The organism is Akkermansiaceae bacterium (assembly GCA_024233115.1).
Classification (GTDB): Bacteria; Verrucomicrobiota; Verrucomicrobiia; order Verrucomicrobiales; family Akkermansiaceae; genus Oceaniferula.
On the sequence record JACKQB010000003.1, the window covers coordinates 694,014 to 713,296 of the forward strand.

Annotated in this window: 14 protein-coding genes; 7 read left to right on the plus strand and 7 right to left on the minus strand. The window is 56.1% G+C overall.

Annotation, left to right across the window (positions count from 1 at the left end; genetic code table 11):
- Positions 1-47: 47 nt before the first annotated feature.
- The 5 genes from H7A51_10905 (at position 48) to selB (ending at position 7,810) form a co-directional block, all read left to right on the plus strand.
- Complete coding sequence (locus H7A51_10905) at positions 48-1,088, plus strand: terpene cyclase/mutase family protein (GenBank protein ID MCP5536721.1); 1,041 nt, start codon at positions 48-50, stop codon at positions 1,086-1,088.
- Complete coding sequence (locus H7A51_10910; protein MCP5536722.1) at positions 1,085-2,611, plus strand: hypothetical protein; 1,527 nt, start codon at positions 1,085-1,087, stop codon at positions 2,609-2,611. The genes H7A51_10905 and H7A51_10910 overlap by 4 nt, the downstream gene beginning before the upstream one ends.
- A complete protein-coding gene (locus H7A51_10915) occupies positions 2,598-3,974 on the plus strand; it encodes a hypothetical protein (protein MCP5536723.1) in 1,377 nt (458 codons plus the stop codon). Before H7A51_10910 ends, H7A51_10915 begins: the two co-directional genes overlap by 14 nt.
- Positions 3,975-4,035: 61 nt before the next feature.
- Complete coding sequence (locus tag H7A51_10920) at positions 4,036-5,598, plus strand: hypothetical protein (protein ID MCP5536724.1); 1,563 nt, start codon at positions 4,036-4,038, stop codon at positions 5,596-5,598.
- Positions 5,599-5,887: 289 nt separating this feature from the next.
- Entirely contained in the window at positions 5,888-7,810 is a 1,923-nt protein-coding gene (selB, locus tag H7A51_10925) for a selenocysteine-specific translation elongation factor (protein MCP5536725.1), read from the plus strand.
- A 237-nt stretch (positions 7,811-8,047) separates the two neighbouring features.
- Here selB and H7A51_10930 read toward each other — a convergent pair whose 3' ends face one another.
- Positions 8,048-9,337, minus strand: coding sequence for a Gfo/Idh/MocA family oxidoreductase (locus H7A51_10930; GenBank protein ID MCP5536726.1), 1,290 nt, complete (start codon positions 9,335-9,337; stop codon positions 8,048-8,050).
- Between the two features lie 189 nt (positions 9,338-9,526).
- Here H7A51_10930 and H7A51_10935 point away from each other — a divergent pair, with 189 nt between their 5' ends.
- Together H7A51_10935 and H7A51_10940 are read left to right on the plus strand one after the other, a co-directional pair.
- The gene (locus H7A51_10935) at positions 9,527-11,284 is read left to right on the plus strand and encodes an STAS domain-containing protein (GenBank protein MCP5536727.1); all 1,758 of its coding nucleotides are present in this window, start codon (positions 9,527-9,529) and stop codon (positions 11,282-11,284) included.
- A 205-nt stretch (positions 11,285-11,489) separates the two neighbouring features.
- The gene (locus H7A51_10940) at positions 11,490-12,005 is read left to right on the plus strand and encodes a hypothetical protein (protein ID MCP5536728.1); all 516 of its coding nucleotides are present in this window, start codon (positions 11,490-11,492) and stop codon (positions 12,003-12,005) included.
- 133 nt (positions 12,006-12,138) lie between these two features.
- Here H7A51_10940 and H7A51_10945 read toward each other — a convergent pair whose 3' ends face one another.
- The 6 genes from H7A51_10945 to H7A51_10970 form a co-directional block, all read right to left on the minus strand.
- Complete coding sequence (locus H7A51_10945; protein MCP5536729.1) at positions 12,139-13,974, minus strand: glycoside hydrolase family 15 protein; 1,836 nt, start codon at positions 13,972-13,974, stop codon at positions 12,139-12,141.
- Positions 13,975-13,976: 2 nt separating this feature from the next.
- A complete protein-coding gene (locus tag H7A51_10950) occupies positions 13,977-16,172 on the minus strand; it encodes a bifunctional alpha,alpha-trehalose-phosphate synthase (UDP-forming)/trehalose-phosphatase (protein ID MCP5536730.1) in 2,196 nt (731 codons plus the stop codon).
- A gap of 60 nt (positions 16,173-16,232) precedes the next feature.
- The gene (locus tag H7A51_10955) at positions 16,233-16,652 is read right to left on the minus strand and encodes a YjbQ family protein (protein MCP5536731.1); all 420 of its coding nucleotides are present in this window, start codon (positions 16,650-16,652) and stop codon (positions 16,233-16,235) included.
- Positions 16,653-16,682: 30 nt separating this feature from the next.
- A complete protein-coding gene (locus H7A51_10960) occupies positions 16,683-17,507 on the minus strand; it encodes a polyphosphate kinase 2 family protein (GenBank protein MCP5536732.1) in 825 nt (274 codons plus the stop codon).
- A 67-nt stretch (positions 17,508-17,574) separates the two neighbouring features.
- Complete coding sequence (gene ilvE / locus H7A51_10965; protein MCP5536733.1) at positions 17,575-18,453, minus strand: branched-chain-amino-acid transaminase; 879 nt, start codon at positions 18,451-18,453, stop codon at positions 17,575-17,577.
- 123 nt (positions 18,454-18,576) lie between these two features.
- Entirely contained in the window at positions 18,577-19,263 is a 687-nt protein-coding gene (locus tag H7A51_10970) for an ABC transporter ATP-binding protein (protein MCP5536734.1), read from the minus strand.
- Positions 19,264-19,283: the final 20 nt, after the last annotated feature.

Consider the following 19,283-nt stretch of genomic DNA (forward strand, 5'->3'; position numbering starts at 1 on the left):
CCCCGCCCTTCGTCATACTCGAAATCCCAATTTCCCATGCCCCGCCCATGAAAGTCATTCCCCGCACACGCAAACACCGCACCCTGACGCACACGCTTTCCGCCCTCACCCTAATCCCATCATTGCTGGCACTGGCCCCTTCCGGGGTTAACGCCCAGTCGATGCCACGCCGGCAGAACGATGTGATTCCGGCACAGGTGGAAACCATCTACACCCGCGGCCTGCGTTATCTTTCCAACACGCAGGATGCCGACGGTTCATGGGGCGGCGGCAGTAGCGCGCGCCCCGGTGTGGTCGGACTGTGTATCCTCACCTTCCTCGCCCACGGGGAGGACCCGAACCATGGCCCATACGCCCAGAAAATCCGCAAGTCGCTCGGTTTTATCCTGAAAAAACAGAAAGAGGGCGAGGACGGCTATATGGGACCGCAGATGTATGACCACGGCTTCGCCACGCTGGCCCTCGCCGAGTGCTACGGCATGGTCGATGACCCACGCATCGCCCCGGCGCTGAAAAAGGCCGTGGATCTGATTCTCAAGGCGCAAAAAAACAACCCCCGTCACGGGTGGCGCTACGACCCGACCACCCGCCACGCCGATACCACGGTGTCAGGCTGCCAAATCGTCGCCCTGCTCGCAGCACGCAATGCCGGCATCCCGGTTCCAGACGCAGCCATCGAGAAGGGTCTTGCCTACATGAAGAGCTGCCGCAGTTCCAACGGCTCATACGGCTACACCTCCAAGGGCGGTGGCCGACTCACCCTCACCGCGATTGGCTCCCTTTGCTACTCGTTAGCGAAGAAAAAGGACGAGGCGGGCTACGCCAAATCGACGGAATACCTGAAACAGAACATCCGGGCACAGGACGGCACCTATCCTTTTTATTTCCGCTACTACATGGCCCAAGCCCTCTTCCAGGCTGACGAGGGACTCTGGCAGGCATGGAATAAAGACAACATCCGCCTGCTCTCCGCCATCCAACTGCCCGACGGATCATTTGCGGGCAACCATGGCAACGCCTTCAGCACCGCAGGCGCCCTGCTCTCTCTCGCTCTGAACTACCGCTTTCTTCCCATCTACGAAAAATGAGACGCCTCATCACCACCGCTGTTTTTACTGCCATCTCGATCCACTGCCAGGCCGGACCGGACCAGGCTGCCCACACACAACCGGCAGCCAGCCCTGCCGCCGGGAATGCCACGCGACATGATCTGTTGCGCTTTACCAACGGCGACACCCTGCATGGCTCGTTCCTGGGCTTCGGCAAGGATCACACCATGCTGTGGAAAAACCCCGAGGCTACCGGACCGATTGAATTCTCCACAAAGAAAACCCACCGCATCATTCTCAATGGCGGCCAGGGACACCAAAAGGTAGCACAGAACTCCACCATCACCCTGATCAATGGCGACGTTATTCCCGGCGTGATTTCCTCTGCCGATGACAAGACGGTCAAGCTCACCACCAATCATCTCGGGGTCCTGAACATTCCCCGTGACACCGTTTCACAAATCACCCCAAGCCCCTATGGTGGCAAACTCGTCTACTATGGTCCGCTCAGTACCGATGGTTGGAAAATCGTCAACCCACCCGAGCCCAAAAACGACGATGAGGACAAGTCCGGGGAACAGAAAAAAGGCGAGGAGCAGGCTGGCAACAACAAGGAGGAAACCGATTGGAAACACATTGCCACTGCCTGGTATGCGGGCAGCAATAAATACAGCCACCTGGTCCGCGAGAACGCCCTGCCGGACAAGTGCAGGTTGGCATTCAAACTCGCGTGGCGCGGTGCCCTCTATTGCAATGTCGCTTTACACGCGGACTTCGCCCCCCCCGCCTACGAGGGCAAGGAGGACGCCCGCAACAACATGGCAGCCACTGTTGGCCACGCCTATGTGGTCAGCATTTCCACCCATAGCGCCACCCTCTACAGCTGCACGTTCGATGAAAAGGGCAAACCCAACAACACGCGTATCGATGACGCCCATGTCAGCCTCAACTTGTCTGGCCAGGAAGAAGCCCAGTTCGAGTTTAGAATCGACCGCGCCAATAGGCAGCTGCTGATGTACCTCGATGGCCTCTTCAAAATAAAATGGAACCTGGGTGACAAGTATGAGGGGCTGGGAAAGGCCCTCGCCTTCCGTAACCTGCGCTACAGCAATGCGGAGCTCCGGGTCAGTGATATTGTCATCTCCAATTGGAACGGCCTCAAGGACTCCGCCCAGAGCATGCGCACGCCCGACCGGGATGTGATCCTCCTTGCCAATGGGGTCGACCGCTTCTCCGGCACCTTCAATCATCTCAAGGATGGCCGGATTTCCTTTCTTGGCAGCTACAATAACCAACTCACCATCCCTGCCAATGAGGTCCAGGAGGTGCACTTTGCATCCAGTCGCTATCGCAAGATTCCGGACCAGGACAATGACAAGTCCGTCTACTTCTACGTTCCTCCCTATGGCAGGATATCAGGTGTCCCCAGCAGAGGGGAAAATGGCAACACCAAGCTGCTCTCCGATCTCCTCGGCGAGGTCAACCTGAATACCAATTACGTCAACATCATCGATTTTTCACACCAAAACAGCCTACTCGACATCTGGGATGACAACTTCTAACAAATTCATTACAGGGCTGCACGCGTATTCCGCCCTCGCAGCCCTGGCCATCGCTGCATGCGCCCTTACCTCGTCCATGACGGAGGTATCGGGCGACACCATCGAACTCAGCAACGGGGACACACTCACCGGAACCATCCAGTCGCTGGACCAGGGTCTGGTCGTATTACGCTCTCCACTTGCCCACACGCCTCTTGAGATCAAGGCGGAATCCATCAGTAAGATGGCATTTTCCAAACAGGAGGGAGGCAATCCGGTCCATACCGAGCGCCTGACTCTGGCCAACAATGATGTCATCCCCTGCCAAGTGCTGTCGATGGATGAGAAGCAACTCCATATCACCACATGGTTTGCCGGGGAGTTCAGCATCCCCCGCAACAACATCCGGGCCCTCCAGTTCGGACTCACCAAGGAGCAGACGGTCTTTGTAGGGAAAAAAGCGGTCGATAGCTGGAGCAAGCATGACGGAAACTGGACGTTTTCAGGGAAAACCTACTCATCCGACAGCACGGGCACCCTGGCCGAAAAACTCGATCTCCCCGAGAACGTGAAGTTCAGCTTCAACCTGGCATGGAAGGAAACACCCAATTTCGCATTCCGCTTTTGCGCTGCGAATGACTCCCCCACCACCAAGCAGGACACCTATGAGCTCCTCTTCAACTCAGCAGGCATGCAGATCCGCCGGTATGAGAATGCCAGCCAACCTGCCGCCCCCATCGCCAACCTCAGTATCAAACCCACTTCGATAAGCGACCAGAACATCAATATCGACCTCCGTGTCAACCGCACCGAGGGCCTGGTTTCGCTTTACGTCGACAGCAAACTTATCGGCACCTGGCCTGATCCCTTTGCCAGATCAAAAGGCAGCTACATCATCTTCAACAACCGCACCAGCAGAAAGGGTGGCTGCATGATCAGTGACATCACCGTAACCGCGCTCAATGACGGCTCGCTGCCGAGACACCGTGAGAAGGCCGCCCCCGTCCAGACCGATGTGCTGATCGACAGTGAAGGTGAAAAAATGTCCGGCACCATCGCCTCCATCAGCCAGGCCGAGGCTGATCACCGTATGGTCGTGCTCGATGTCAAACACGCCGACAAACCGCTGCGTGTGCCCGACCGCCGTATCAGCTCCCTCCTCTTCGCCCAAGCCGAGGATGCACCGGTGTTTGCCAAATCAACCTTCACCGCCATTGTCGACGGCGGTGGACAGTTGCAACTGGAGAACCCCAAACTCGTTGACGGCAAGCTCATCAGTAACCACCCGATCCTCGGGCCATGCACACTCTCTCCCAAGGCCTTGTCATACATCAGCCAAAGCTCCGCCGCACCAAACGGCAAAAACGGCAAAACCAGCAAGTAATGCCGACCAGACAGCGCCTTTGACCCACATCCCACATCATTCCCCGACTCCTGATTTCCCCATGAAACCAACCATCTTCCGTTTATCAGACACCTTGGCATCACCGCTGATCTGGGCTGTTGCTTCGCTTGCCATCGGCCCGATGCCTGCCGTCGGCGAAATACTCAAACCAGAGGCCGATGGAAAAGACATCAAGGTCGATGCCGTCGAAAAAGCCGAGGATGAAAAAAAACCGGCGCAACCCGCCAAACCAAAATCACGGCTCTACCTTACCAATGGTGACAAGCTCAGCGGCCTTCCTCAGTCGATCAATGCCGAGCAACACCTGCTGTTCGATTCGGATAGCCTGAAACAAACCGCCAGCTTTCCCATCGCCAATGTGCTTTCCATCAACCTCGATAGCTGGAAAGAACAACCCAAGGCCAAAACCGTTGCCCGGATCAAACTGCAAACCCGGTTCCGCGAATCCACGGGGGATACCATCCTCGGGGAACTCAAGGAACTCACGCCCGACAGCATCAAGCTGGATACCTGGTATGGCGGTGTGATTTCACTCAAGCGGTCCATGGTCCAATCACTTAAAATCATCAGCAATACCCCGGGCAACTATTACGGTCCTAACAGCATGCTTGAATGGTCTGTGGCTGGTGAGGACGACTCCTGGAGTTTTCAAAACGGCTCCCTCGTCTCAGCTTCCGCCGGCACGATTGGCCGCGACATCGGCCTACGCGAAAAATCACACATCAGCTTCGATGCCGTATGGAAAAGCACGATGCGTTTTAAATTCCAAGTCTACTCAAGCGATGTCAAATCAACCAACCCCGATGCCTATTACGAGGTCAGCATCAACCGCTCATACGCCTACATGCGCACACGAGGAAAAAGCGTTGGCGGCGCACGGCTCCTGGGTGGCGGACGCTGGAAACAGATCGCCGGTCCCCCCGATGAGAACCAGGCCCATTTCGATGTCTTTGTGAACCGCAAGACCGGCGCCATCACGATTTACATCAACGGCCTGCAAGCCTGCATGCTCCAGTCGGAAAACCCAGACCCTGAAAACCTGGGCACCGGCCTGTCCTTTGTCGCCGAAGACCGCTACCCCCTGGAAATCTCAGGTATCACGGTCACGCCATGGAATGGAACCACTTTCCCCAAGGATCCGGTCAAACCACAGGCAAAAGCAGCGGACGGTGAAGACGCAAAAGATCCAAAGGCCGATAAAGACGATAAAGCCGACGAGGCTGCCAGCGAAGCGAAGGAACCCCCGCACAAGATCATTCTCAACAACGGCGATGAAGTTCCGGGCACCATCGGAAAAGTCGATGCCGAGGGGCGTATGATCATCGAGACCGAATTTACCCCCATCCGGATTCCTATCGACAGAATCAAGTCCCTCAGCCTCGGCGACCAGGGTGAAGAGCCCAAAAAATACAGCGAGGATGTCAGGGCATGGTTCCACACCGGGGGATTTGTCACGCTGAAACTCGATACCTTTAAAGAGGGGAGGATCTCCGGTTACAGCCAGGCCTTGGGGGATGTCACCTTCGACCTCTCCGCCTTCAGCCGCATCGATTTTCATATCTACGATCACGAAGCCAACGAAACCCGTAAAAAAATCCGCTGATCGTCACAGGTCACCTGGAGTGCTGAGGCCTACCCTGCCCTGGCCTTGCGCGAAGGAGGGCCGACTTTCCCTTCAGCGCAGCTGCACATCTTGTATCTTCTTCCCTGCATGATGAAGCCCCACCGCGGGATGCCATGCACGGATCCTCTTTGTCAGCCCGACGGAGGAGGTGGGCTGCGCTTCAGCATGGCGCGAGTGACGAGCCAACTTCCCAAGCACGAAGATGAGGTAAGCCTCAGCACGAATTGTTCCTTGCCGGTAGCTCTTGGCTCTTGATTCTTGATCCACAATGCCCGAACTTCGGCGCATGCATCACCTCGTTCTCGGTACGGCTGGTCACATTGACCACGGTAAATCATCGCTGGTCAAATGCCTTACCGGCTCCGACCCCGACCGTCTCCCCGAGGAAAAGGCACGGGGTGTGACCATCGAGCTTGGATTTGCGCACTTGTCGCTTGCAGATGGAGACGAGCACTATGAGATCGGCATTGTTGACGTCCCCGGACACGCTGATTTTGTCAACAACATGGTCGCGGGTGTTGGCGCGCTCGACCTTGCCATCTTTATCATCGCCGCCGACGATGGCTGGATGCCGCAATCCGAGGAGCATCTGCACATTCTCACCTACCTCGGCATCACCCATATTGTCATTGCCCTGACCAAGGCCGACCTCTGCGACGATGTGCCGTTCAGCGTGGAGGTTCTACGTGATGAGCTCCGGGACACCTCGATTGCCGAGGCTCCCATCATTCCGGTTTCATCCGTCACCGGTGCAGGCATCGATGCATTGAAACTGGCGTTGTTAGAGAAAATCAGCCAGTGCCCGCCCCGGATGGACACTGGCAAACCGCGTCTGGCCATCGACCGGATTTTCTCTCCCAAGGGCGCGGGAACCGTGGTGACCGGAACGCTCTGCGGTGGTCATGTGAGCCTGGGGGATACTCTCACCCTCCACCCTCTCGGCCTCAGTACCAAGGTGCGCTATATCCAAAGCCATAGCGAACCGCTTGAGCAGGCGCTACCGGGTATGCGCACGGCCCTCAACCTGCCTGACCTAGCGATCGATGCCCCCGGGAAACCAGGTGCCCAACGCGGTAACACCCTGGCCCATCCAGCCTGCGGGGTTACCACAAAAACCCTCGACATCGAGCTTCAGCGCCTAGCCCGTCCTATCCCCGGCATCAAGCAACGCGCCCTCCGCCACATGGAGACTGTCGTGTTACACCATGGCTCGGCACGCTGCCGTGCACGGGTTATTCTACATGGCAGGACCCATCTCAATCCGGGGGAGAGATGTCTCGCCCAGCTACGCCTCGAGTCACCGCTGTTTTTACTTACCGGCGACCGGGTTGTGATCCGGGATGGAGCACAGCAAAGCACATTGGGTGGAGGAACCGTGCTCGACGCCTTGCCCACCCGGCAGGGCTTCCGCACAGAGGCGCGGGCCGACTTCCTCCTGCCCCGAGCCAAGGCCCCTGACGATCCTGCGGTTCTCATCAGGTCGTTGTTAAACAAACAACACGTCATCGATGCAAAAAACCCCTTGCCTAACAACCCGTTCGACACCGGGCTGGTTCAACAAACGTTGGAAAACCTTGTTTCCGAGGGCAGCGCCAGCAGGAACGGCTCCCTGTTGATTCACACCAAGTGGTGGAAGCTCTTGATCGATGACGCGGGAAAAAGCATCCGGGCATGGCACAACCAGCACCCTGATCTCCCGGGCATGCCCCTTGAGTCACTCTCTCAACAATCCACTTGTCCAGGCAAACTGTTCACCCCATTGATCGAGGCCATGGTCGAACTGGGGTACCGCATCACGGAAAAATCCATCGCCCACCCCAGCCACACACTGACCTTGCCTGATGAGGTGGCAAGCGTGGCCAGGTCGATACTCGACACCCTGGATCGCACAGGATTACAACCACCTAACAAGTCCGAGCTCACGGGAAGTGCACGCGAAGACCAGGCGATGAAATTCCTGATCCGCTCCGGCCAGGCCATCGAACTGGAGCCCAAGGTGGTGATTTCCAAAAACACCCTTGAGGATGCGATCGAGCGTGTGCGTCAGTTCATCACCGAGCACCACCAAGCCACCGCCAGTGAACTCCGGCAAGATCTCGATTCGACCCGCAAAGTGGTCATGCCACTGCTTGAACATCTGGACAGCCTTGGAATCACGGTCAGATATGACAACTACCGGAAACTGTGCTAACCATTGCCGACCATGAGCTACGTCGTCATGACCAGCAGAGAACGCGAGGAACTCGTTGACCTGTTTTTCAAGCTGCGCAACAAGGGGCAACAAGGGGCAACAATACCCTCATGCGCGTAAAGAGGCACTGACGGCACTGTGATGCCTCAAGGCAACGAATACAGCTACCAGGAAACCCTGCGCCGGAACGCAGGGTTCTTTGAACTCATCGAGGAGGGAACCCAGCCGGACTAATTGTTAGAACGGCTTGTTCCTGCCTGGGATCGCACAGGGATAAAGACCATCCGGGCCCATCCTGGGTCCTGGATCGGCGTCCCACGCCAATTTGTCCGGCATGATGGACGGCCCTTGGGCAAGCGCTTGCTCCCACATGATTTCCTGACCGGAGTAGGTCGCCATACGTCCGATAATCGCACAGAATGTACTCTTGGCCGCGTAGTAAGCGTTATTGAGCGGCTTGTCCTCACGGATGTGGCGGTAGAGTTCATCATGTTCCACCTGATAAGGGTTCGGTGCCTTGCGGTTACGGTGACGGAAGAGAACCTTGCCATCATGGCCCTTGATAAGACCGGCTGAAGCCGTGCCCTTGGTTCCGATGATCAGCTCCGAAACGCGGCTTGGGGTTCCTTGGAAGTGACGGCACTGACTGTTGAGAATCGCTCCGCCATCGTAGCTGAATTCCACATAATGGTGGTCAAATATTTCACCGTAGTCCTTGCCGACGCGCTGGGCCCGCCCCCCCATGCCGTAGGCTTTGACCGGGTATTTGTCGCCCATGAACCAGTTGACCACGTCAATGTTGTGCACGTGCTGCTCGCAGATTTGATCACCGCAGAGCCAGTTGAAATAATACCAGTTTCTCATTTGGTAATCCATTTCCGACTGACCGGGTTGTCTTGGTTTCACCCATACGCCGCCACTATTCCAGTAACACTGCGCGGAAACGATATCTCCGATCGCCCCGCCCTGGATCTCCTCGAAAGTCTGCAAGTAGGACTCCTGATAACGGCGCTGCAGTCCGGCCACCACCTTGAGCTTTTTACGGTCGGCCTCCTTGGCGGCGGCCAGCACCTTGCGTATGCCTTCGGCGTCAACCGCAACCGGCTTTTCCATGAAAACGTGTTTGCCCCTGGAAACGGCGTATTCAAAGTGGATCGGGCGGAATCCGGGAGGCGTGGTGAGAATCACAACGTCCGCCGCGTCAATGGCTGACTTATAAGCGTCAAAACCGACCAATTTGCGCGCCTGGGGCACGTCGACACGATCCTTGTATTTGCCCTTGAGCTGTTGGTAAGCATCCTCGAGACGATCTTCAAACGCATCCGCCATGGCAACGAGCTTGGTGCCCTCGACACTGAGTGTCTGGTTGGCTGCCCCACTGCCGCGACCGCCACAGCCGATCAGGGCCACTTTGATTTCAGAATTGGAGGAGTTTCCGGCGGCGTAGGCTGTCGGCAGAACCGACGTCGCGGCAAGTGCGCCGCCAGCTTTTAGAATCGTTCTTCGGTGGGTAGAATTTTCACTCATGGTAATCTAGAATACGCGGCACCATAAGTGCCCTTTCACAATAATCATGTCGCGACGATTGCCTGTTTTAGAACACGACATTTCCAACCAGAAAATGCGATGCCTCTGTTTTCCCGCTGGACAGTGATCTGGCGATGGCGTAGTTCCAAAACGTCCGTCGAAAGCCAGTCCGGCCAGGAAATCGCCTCAATGCAAAGCACTAAGAAAAGAAGGCTCTATCACCCCCGGATTTTAGGATTATTTGGCTCTCTACGAGGGACATACTCCTTGTCATCCGAGGTGTTTGCCGGCCTGACGGTCGGGCTGATCGCCCTGCCGCTCTCACTGGCCCTTGGAATTGCAAGTATTCCCGCCGGAGCTGAGACGCCCTTTCCCGTTCCCACCCTGGGAATCGTCACCGCAATTGTAGCCGGTTTTCTCATATCGTTCCTAGGTGGCTCCCGTGTGCAAATCGGCGGACCGACGGCGGCCTTCGTGCCGATTATCCTCTTAATCGTATCCGAACATGGTTACCACGGCCTTCTCGTTGCCACCACGATGGCGGGAGCCATTCTTATCCTCATGGGTCTCTCCGGGCTGGGACGGCTTGTCAAATTCATACCCTGGCCGGTGACCAGTGGATTCACAACGGGCATCGCCGCGGCACTCATCCTGACACAGATACCGGACTTTGCCGGATTGCGGGTGGAAGCCGACCCCCTACCCCGGGAATTTGTGGAGAGGATAGCGTGGTTCTTTCATCACTCGAATTCGTTTAACGGGCGTTCCCTGCTACTGGGTGTGTTTTGCCTTGGGTTGATTCTTTTCTGGCCAAAACTGAAGATCCCCAGGATACCGGGGTCCATCGTGGCAATTGCCGCGGCATCTCTGTGGGTGCATTTCTTCGGCTGGAGTGGTGACGCCGGCGTGGAAACCATCGCGACGAAGTTTGGAGCCGGAGCGCTGCCAAGCGGATTACCAGCACCAAGCCTGCCTGCATTTGATTGGTTCTTGGTTCGTGAGATGATCGGCCCCGCCACGGCAATCGCCATTCTCGGAGCGATCGAGTCACTGCTCTCGGCAGTGGTCGCGGATGGACTGACCAACGAGAGACACGACAGCAATACCGAGCTGGTCGGCCAAGGGATCGCGAATCTCATCTCGCCTTTGTTTGGTGGACTTCCGGCCACCGGTGCCATCGCCCGGACCAGCGCCAACATCCACAACGGTGGCCGCACGCCGATCGCCGGAATGGTCCACGCGCTCTCCCTGCTGCTGATCATCCTCCTGGGGGCGAAGCTTGCAGGATACATTCCCATGGCGGCAATGGCAGCCGTGCTGGTGGCGGTTGCGTTTCGCATGGGAGAATGGCACGAACTCAGCCGCCTGGCCAAACTCCCCCGCAGCGACACCCTCGTGCTGCTGACAACGTTCCTACTCACCTTTGTATTCGACCTCGTGATTGCGATCGAAGTCGGGATGGTGCTTGCCGCCATGCTCTTCATCAAACGCATCGCGGAAACTACCGAGGTCAGCCTCGTGACCAGCGAGGACATGCTTGAGCGCCCGGAACATATCGCCCAGGGAAAAACAATTCCCGAGGGAGTATTGGTCTACCGCGTGTTTGGTCCATTTATGTTTGGTGCGGTCGAACAAATGGAGGATGCGCTGGCCCGCATCGGAGAGTGGCCGAAAGTTCTTATCCTCCGCCTCCACCTGGTGACGGCCATCGACGCCACGGGGATGAACGCCTTGGCAAGTGTCGTTGAACGGATGAAAAAACGGGGTGGACATGTGGTGATCAGCGGTATCCACCAGCAGCCCCTCCAGACGCTGCGCAAGGCCGGTTTGATCGATCATTTCCGCCGCGAGAATTTTTGCCCGACCTTCGATGATGCGCTGACCCGGGCGTCGTTGTTGACCGAAGCCGCATCCTCCATGGAAAATCCGGACAACACGCCAAAGTAAACGCGCAATCGTCCGTCGCGCTGCCCATCGGGTCCATTAAAAACAGCAACACACTCACGGAAGCCGACATCCAACCATCATCGCACCTGTCATCGAAACGCATCATTTTCCAACGTGAATTCACAAGGCGTTTATTTTCCCTCTGGACAGGGATAAAGCCATTGCGTAGTTTACAGGTGTTAGTTAAACACCTAGTTAGCTAATAATGAGAGTAGGCATCCCTCAAAAGTTAGAGATTGAGCTTGACGCAACTTATGCGGCGACACAGTCCATAGTTTTTGCTGGATTCTTGTGGTGGTTTACGTGGTTCCATTTTGTGATCAAGTTTTTTTACGGGCTCCCCGTGCTCTCCAGACCTAATCTAGCACTCGTCTATTATGAGCAGGTTCCAGGATACCCCTTCAGCTTGGCACAGGCTTTTTTGGGGTTGTCGGTTTTTGCGAGCGTTTTGGCATTGGGCGGTGTTTGGATGACATCTTTGAAAGGTCAGGCCAAATGGAGACAGAGATTTTTGGTTTTTCTATTCGGTACGATTTGCACAGGTTTTTCGTGTGCCTGCGTTTCGTGGGAGCAATTGCATGTTGAAGATGCAAAGGAGTGGCGGCAGTTTCTAATGGATCACCCATATCCTGGCTATGATGATGCACCCTACGAGGTTCGCTCGAAGCGTTGGAAGCATTTGGATGATATGTTGGAACGCGCAGAACAAAGAAAAAATTAAGCAAACAAACCGCTGCATCCCCTACCGATGACCGACTTGGACGCGATGGCGCAGTTGAGATTTTAAGTTGCTAGATCCAGTCGACCAGGGCACTTTGAATAAGTGCCTCGATACGGCGCGCCGGCCTGAATCATCAGGCCTCGATGAGGTATTCACCGCTGTCTTCGGCGAGTTCGAGAGCGCAGTCGATCAGGGCCAGGTGGCTGTATGCCTGGGGGAAATTCCCCAGATGGCGTTTGCTTTCGAAGTCCAGGTCTTCACCGTAGAGCCCTTTCGGGTTGGCGTAGCCGAGCAGGGTTTCGAACCGCTCACGGGCTTGTTTGCGTTTGCCGATGCGCGCCAGGGCTTTGACCATCCAGAACGAGCAAACGGTGAATGCGCTGCTGGGCTCGCCGAAGTCGTCCTGGTTGCGGTAGCGATACATCAGGCCACCGCGGCAGAGTTCTTTGTCGCTCCGCTCGACGGTGGATATGAACCTGGGGTCCTTGGGGTCGATAAACCCGTATTCCGCCATAAGCAGGTTGGCGGAGTCGAGGTCTGTGATGCCGTAGGCCTGGGTAAAACATTGCTTCTCATCGTTCCAACCCTTTTCCATGACATGGGCATGAATAGCATCGCGGAGTGCCTCGTGCTGTTTGGCCCAGTCGTGTTTCCCTAACATATCGGCAATTTTGATGGCACGGTCCAGCGCGACCCAGCACAGGACTTTGGAAAAAACGAAGTGCCTTTCATCACCACGGATCTCCCATATCCCGCGGTCGGGTTTTTCCCAGGTGCTTTCCACCGATTTAATGATCGAGCGTACACGGGTCCAAATCTGGTCGAGTGCCTCGGGAGAGCGTTTGCGTTCTCCAAGGTCCTGATAGAGCACATCCATCAGGATGCCGTAGATGTCATGTTGTTTCTGGTGATAGGCGGCATTCCCAATCCTGACGGGGCCAGAGCCGTGGTAACCTGACAAGTGAGCGAGCTCATGCTCCGTGAGGTTCTTCTCACCACGGATACCGTACATAATTTGCAGGGCATCATCCTTGGTCGGTACGGTCCGCATCACCCAGTCGATGAATTTTTCAGCCATCAGAGGGTGGCCAATCCGGTGAAGGACAGAAACGGTCATCGACCCGTCACGAATCCAACAAAAGCGGTAATCCCAGTTGCGTTCCTCGCCGATGGTTTCAGGCAGCGATGTGGTTCCCGCTGCAAGGACCGCCCCAGTGGGTGAAAACTGCATCATTTTCAGCGTGATGGCAGAGCGTAAAATCTGCTCACTGTAACGATCACAGCGATGTGTCCGAGCGGCCCAGAGGAGCCAGTAGGATCTCGTCCTTTGCAACATCAGATGCACGGTGTCCGTGTCGGGTGGCATCACCTTGTCGTTATAGCTTAACAGGAGGAACCGCGATTGGTCGAGGGTGACCAGCTCGCCATCCAGGACGGCCTGGGGCTCGAGATCGGTGTAGAGATAACACGACTCATAGACGTCTTCCCCATCCGGGTGTTTACCGGTAGTCGTACTCTTGATCCTTGATTCATCAAACAGATGGCTTTCCGTCTTGAGCCGACCGTAATCAAGGCGGGGATCATAATGCACACGCAGCCTGGGTTTTCCTGAAATGTGCTTGAGTACACGGGTGACATCACTGGACACGTCATGCTGGGCACCCGCTTTGCCATCCCATGTGTAACGGGCCATGAAGTCGATCACCTCAAACACGCCGTCATCGCCTTCAAAGCGGGTGACCAGAATACCGGTGTGCCGTTCATACTCTTGACGAACAGCCTCACCACCTTCCATGGAAAGCCCGAACTGCCCTCCCTTTTTTTCATCGAGGATGGAGGCAAAGACCGTGCCGGAATCGAAGTCCGGCATGCAGAGGAAAACGATCGACGCCTTACTGTCAATCAATGCGCAGGTGCGCCCGTTGCCAATGATTCCGTAATCGTAGTCGTCCGTATGTGAAGTTGTCATCATTATATGTTAGAAGCAATCGTGGCCAGCAGGGCACGCAATCCTGAGATGGAGGTTCGGTGTTCAGCGCGGGTAGAGCCACCGCCCACCTTGACCGTGTGCAGGTGAACCGAATCGGGGGGTGTTATGGCAAACATATTTTCGTCTGTCTGATCGTCTCCCGCAGCCAGGGCAATACTGGGCCGCCAGTCTTTGATCAGGAAATCGGCGGCCACCCCCTTGTTGACTAACTGACTGGCGATTTCAACGATTTTCTGGCCGTGGTGCACTGAAACGGGAAGGTTGGCGGTGATTGAAGTAAGCTCGGACAACAATCCTTTAGCACGCCATGTGCCAAATTCGGGGTCAGCCTGGCGATAATGCCAAACCACCGATGACTTCTTGTCCTCTATTCCACTGCCTGGAGTAAGGGTCACAGCCCACTCAAGGTGTGGCAGCACCGCGCTTTTCCACGAAGTGTCGGCGCGATCATCGAGCACCGCCCAACCATCGCTGCCTAGACGCTTCCAGAAGTAGCCGTGCTCCGCAACGAGATCTATCGCCAGATGCCCGAAATGCTTTTCTAGAAAATCCTTGGGCCTGCCACTGATAACGGCCAGATTCACCTGCGGATGCCTGCTCAGCTTTTCCAACAAATCCAGAACCTCCTGCTCGGGGACTGCATCTTCGGGCCGATCCACAAACCCTCGCAGGGTGCCATCGTAATCGAGCAGCAAGGCGATTTTTTCCCCCTTCGCGACCCGCTCGATCATTTCCTTACCGACCTCGGCGAGTGTTTCGTGGGCAGTCGAAGAAGTCCCCACGTCGCCCAGGCCTTCGAGATCGGAGAGAAAGCGCTTTGCCCAGGCTCCAGCATCGTTACGCGCCAGCCGGTCCTGCATGGCCCGAACCCGGTGCCACATTTCCGTATCAGACATCGCGAGTGCTTGCTCAACGGTTTTGGCCACGCCGTGGGTATCGTGTGGATTGACCAGAAGAGCATGCGACATCTCTTGTGCTGCCCCGGCAAACTCACTGAGGATCAGGACACCGGCGCGCGCGTTGTGTTTTTGCCTTTTGCAGTCGATATATTCCTTGGCGACCAAATTCATTCCGTCGATGGTGGGTGTCACCATACAAACATCCGCCAAGGCATAAAAGGCGGCGAGTTCCTCCATGGGGAAACCACGGTGTAAAAACTGCACCGGCGAGTGCCCCACCTCGCCATAGTCACCGTTGATCGCACCCACTTCACGTTGCACAATCTCTGTGAGTTCATCGTATTCCTCGACCCCGACGCGTGAGGGCACCGCGATAATGACAAAATTGACCTTCGACCTCTGATCAGGGTTTTCCTTGAGAAAATGGCGGATCGCTTCGAGTTTTTGGGGCACCCCCTTGGTATAATCAAGCCGCTCAACGCTGAGTAACAACTTCCCGTCGCCAATGCGTTCGGCGTGTTCGGCCAGGGCTTTGCGGTAGGCCTCGCTTTCCATGGCCTTGTGGAAACCGGTGCGATTGTGCCCGATCGGATAGACACCGTAGCGGACTTGGCGCCGACCGTGCCAAATCCCCTCCGGGTCTCCCTCGATACCAAGGATACGCAGAAGCGACGACCTGAAGTGACGGAGGTAATTGTAGGTGTGGAAGCCAATCAAATCGCAGCCGAGCAGGCCGTGGAGAATTTCCTGCCGGTCCGGGATGGCACGGAAAACTTCACTGGACGGGAAGGGCGTGTGCAGGAAAAAACCAATTTTCAAATCAGGCCTCAACGCACGCAGCATCGCCGGGAGTAGGAATAAATGGTAGTCGTGCAGCCAGACCTGGCCATTCTGGTCGGCATCGCGGGCGACAACTTGGGCGAATTTCCTATTCACTGCGCGGTATGCATCCATCCATTGAGGATCGAATTTCGCCCGGTCCACCATGTAGTGCAACATCGGCCACAGCGTCGAATTCGAATAACCTTCATAATATCCGTTTAACTCTGCATGAGTCAGCAACACGGGCTGGACGTCGACTTCACCGAGCTGTCTCTGGTAGGCCTCGGGGTCTTCGAGGTCTTCCTCGCACACGCCGCCCCAACCGATCCATGAGAAATCGCCTTCGATACCAGCCCCCTCAAGAGCTGAGGCGAGACCTCCTGTTGTGCGCTCAACCTCACCGGCGTCATTGATGCGGATCGGAAGCCTGTTAGAAACAAGGGTAAGATGTGACATACCCCTACCGTGAAGGATCAGGCGCGGATGTCCACCATCATTCTTGCCACATCTGTCAGCTCACGCACCAACCACGGAAACACTGACCTTCCGGTGGTGAGAGGCGCGGCGGTGTTCGAACAGGAAAATCCCCTGCCAGGTGCCGAGTGTCATCCGGCCGTTGATGACGGGGATGACCTCGCTACTCCGGGTAAGGGCCATGCGGATGTGGGACGGCATATCATCGGGGCCTTCGTAGGTGTGGATGAAATACGGCGTATCCTCTGGCACCAGATGGTCGAAAAACGCCTCCAGGTCAGTCCGGGCCGACGGATCGGCATTCTCCATGATCACCAGGCTGGCACTGGTGTGCTGGACAAAAACGGTGACCGTCCCCGTTGCCACCCCGGCCTCAGCGACGATGCGGGTAATCTCATCGGTGATTTCATACGTCCCCTTCCCCTGTGTGCGCAGGGTGAATTCTGACGAGTGGGCACTCACTGTTGCATGGTGGAATTTCCGACCCGCCAGTTAGTCGATGATGATGTCCTCGGCGATCCAGTCGGATATGGGGAACTCCATGTTCAGCTCCTTGAGGGTATCGACCATGATCCGTGCGACCACGAGGTTGCGATACCATTTCCTGTCGGCCGGAATAATGTGCCAGGGGGCATACTTGGTTCCCGTTTCAGAAATAACATCCTCGTATACCTCCTGGAACTCCTCCCATCGGGCGCGGTCTTTGAGGTCGTCCGGGTTAAATTTCCAGTGTTTGGCCGGATTATCCAGCCTGGCCTGAAGGCGTCTTTTTTGTTCCTCCTTGGAGATGTTGAGGAAGAGCTTGATAATGGTTGTGCCCTCCTCAACGAGCATCCTCTCAAACTCGACGATGTGCCGGTAGCGGGGTTTCCACACACTCTTGGGGTAAATGTTCTTCACCCTGACCGCGAGGATGTCCTCGTAGTGACTGCGGTTGAAAACAACAATCTCACCATTGTGCGGCACCTTCTTGTGGACGCGCCAGAGGAAATCGTGCGCAAGCTCCTCCTCGTTGGGTTTTTTGAACGGCTCGACATGAATCCCCTGCGGGTCGACTTTGGAAAAGACGCTCTTCACCGTGCCGTCCTTCCCCCCTGTGTCCATCGCCTGGATGACCACAAGAATACGGTGTTTCCCTTCGGCATAGAGCCTGTTCTGCAAATCCTTCAGCTCGCTTGTGAGCTGGCTAAGAAACGGCGCATGATCCTCCTTGCTACCATGGCCAAAGAGGGATTTATCATCAGTCGGGTGATCTTTCAGACGAAACTTGCCTTTGTGACAAACACGGTATTTCTCTAGGGCTCCTTGAACTGGCATGTCTGCATACTCTCAAATCCCCGGCCTTGATGGCAAGAGATAAAGCTCCCTTAATGCCCGATGACCATTATATCGCGGTTCCCGTCGTCGCTGCCTCCACCCGGAAATCGGCGAGCAGAGCCTTGAACACCTCGCCTGGAACGCCGTCACCGATCGGGCGGTCGTCCACTTTGACCACGGGGATCACCTCGGCGGCGGTTCCGGTCAGGAAGACCTCGTCAGCGGTGTAGATATCGTACCGGGTCAGGGTGTCTTCGATGATTTCGATATCGAGCTTCTCGCAGAGATCAAAAATGACACTGCGCGTAATACCGTCGAGGGCGCCATCACTGATCTTCGGCGTGATAATCACTCCATTTTTCACGATGAAAACCGTATCCCCCGTGCACTCGGCCACGGTACCGGCGTCGTTGAGCATCAGGCCTTCCATCACCCCGGCCTTGATACACTCAATCTTCGCCATGATGTTGTTGAGATAGTTCAACGACTTCACCTGCGGGCTCAGCGTCGCATGGCTGGGGCGGCGGGTGGAACAGGTGATCAGCTCCAAGCCTTTTTCATAACATGCATCCGGGTAGAGCTGGATGGACGCGGCGATGCAGAACATCGAGGGCTTTTCACAGAGGAAGGGATTGAGTCCCAGCCCTCCGCTTCCGCGGGTTACGACCAGTCGCACATAGCCATCGGTCAGCCCGTTGGCACGGATGGTATCACAAACGATGTCGCAGACTTCCTGCTCGGACCATGGCATTTTCAAAAGAATCGCGCGGGCGGACAGGAACAGGCGCTCAATGTGTTCCACCAGACGGAATACACGACCGTTGTAGAAACGGATCCCTTCGAAGATACCATCGCCATACAGCAAGCCGTGGTCAAAGACGGAGACCTTGGCTTCGGATTCATCGAGGAGTTGGCCGTCAAGCCAGATTTTTTTGGAATCGCTCATGGGTGTGTCGTTATGGGTTATTCGTTATCAGCAATTAATAGAATGAGACGCCGGGTGCCGTCTGGATGGTGGATTTCCCGGCGGGGTTAAAGCACGGATTTACGGATTTGAACACGTCTTTTTTCATGCCATGACAGCATCCTTGCCAATGATTCCATCCTTGATGACCAGTTTCCTGTCGCCGTGGACCGCCAAGCCCTCATCGTGGGTGACAACCACAAGTGTCGCGTCGTCTTCATCGGCCAATGACAGCAGCATATCCATCACCTGGGAGCCGTTCCTTGAGTCGAGGTTTCCGGTCGGCTCATCGGCAAAGATAATCTGGGGTGAATTCACCAGGGCGCGGGCGATGGCCACCCGTTGCTGCTCACCGCCACTGAGTTCCGCCGGCAGGTGGTCGATCCGTTTGGCCAGTCCGACCCGCTCAAGTGACTCCTGGGCCTTGGCGATGAGGTCCCTTCCTCCGATCATGGCGGGAACCATGACATTCTCCAATGCCGTCAACTCGGGCATCAGATAGTAGTTTTGAAAAATATACGCCATCTTCCGGTTGCGGACCTCTGCCTGCTGCCGACGGCTCATCGTATAGAGATTGGCACCGTCCACCCAGACGCTCCCCTGCTCGGGTTTTTCGAGGCCGGCGAGTATATACATCAGGGTGGTTTTCCCCGCTCCACTCGGGCCACAGAGAAACACCTTCTCACCACGGTGGATATCGAGGTCGATTCCGTGTAACACCTCAACACGTTTTTTCCCCACCGAATATCCACGGTGCAAGTTCTCAGCTTTGATCCATGCAGGACTGTCCATGCAGGTGATTTAGTCGATCC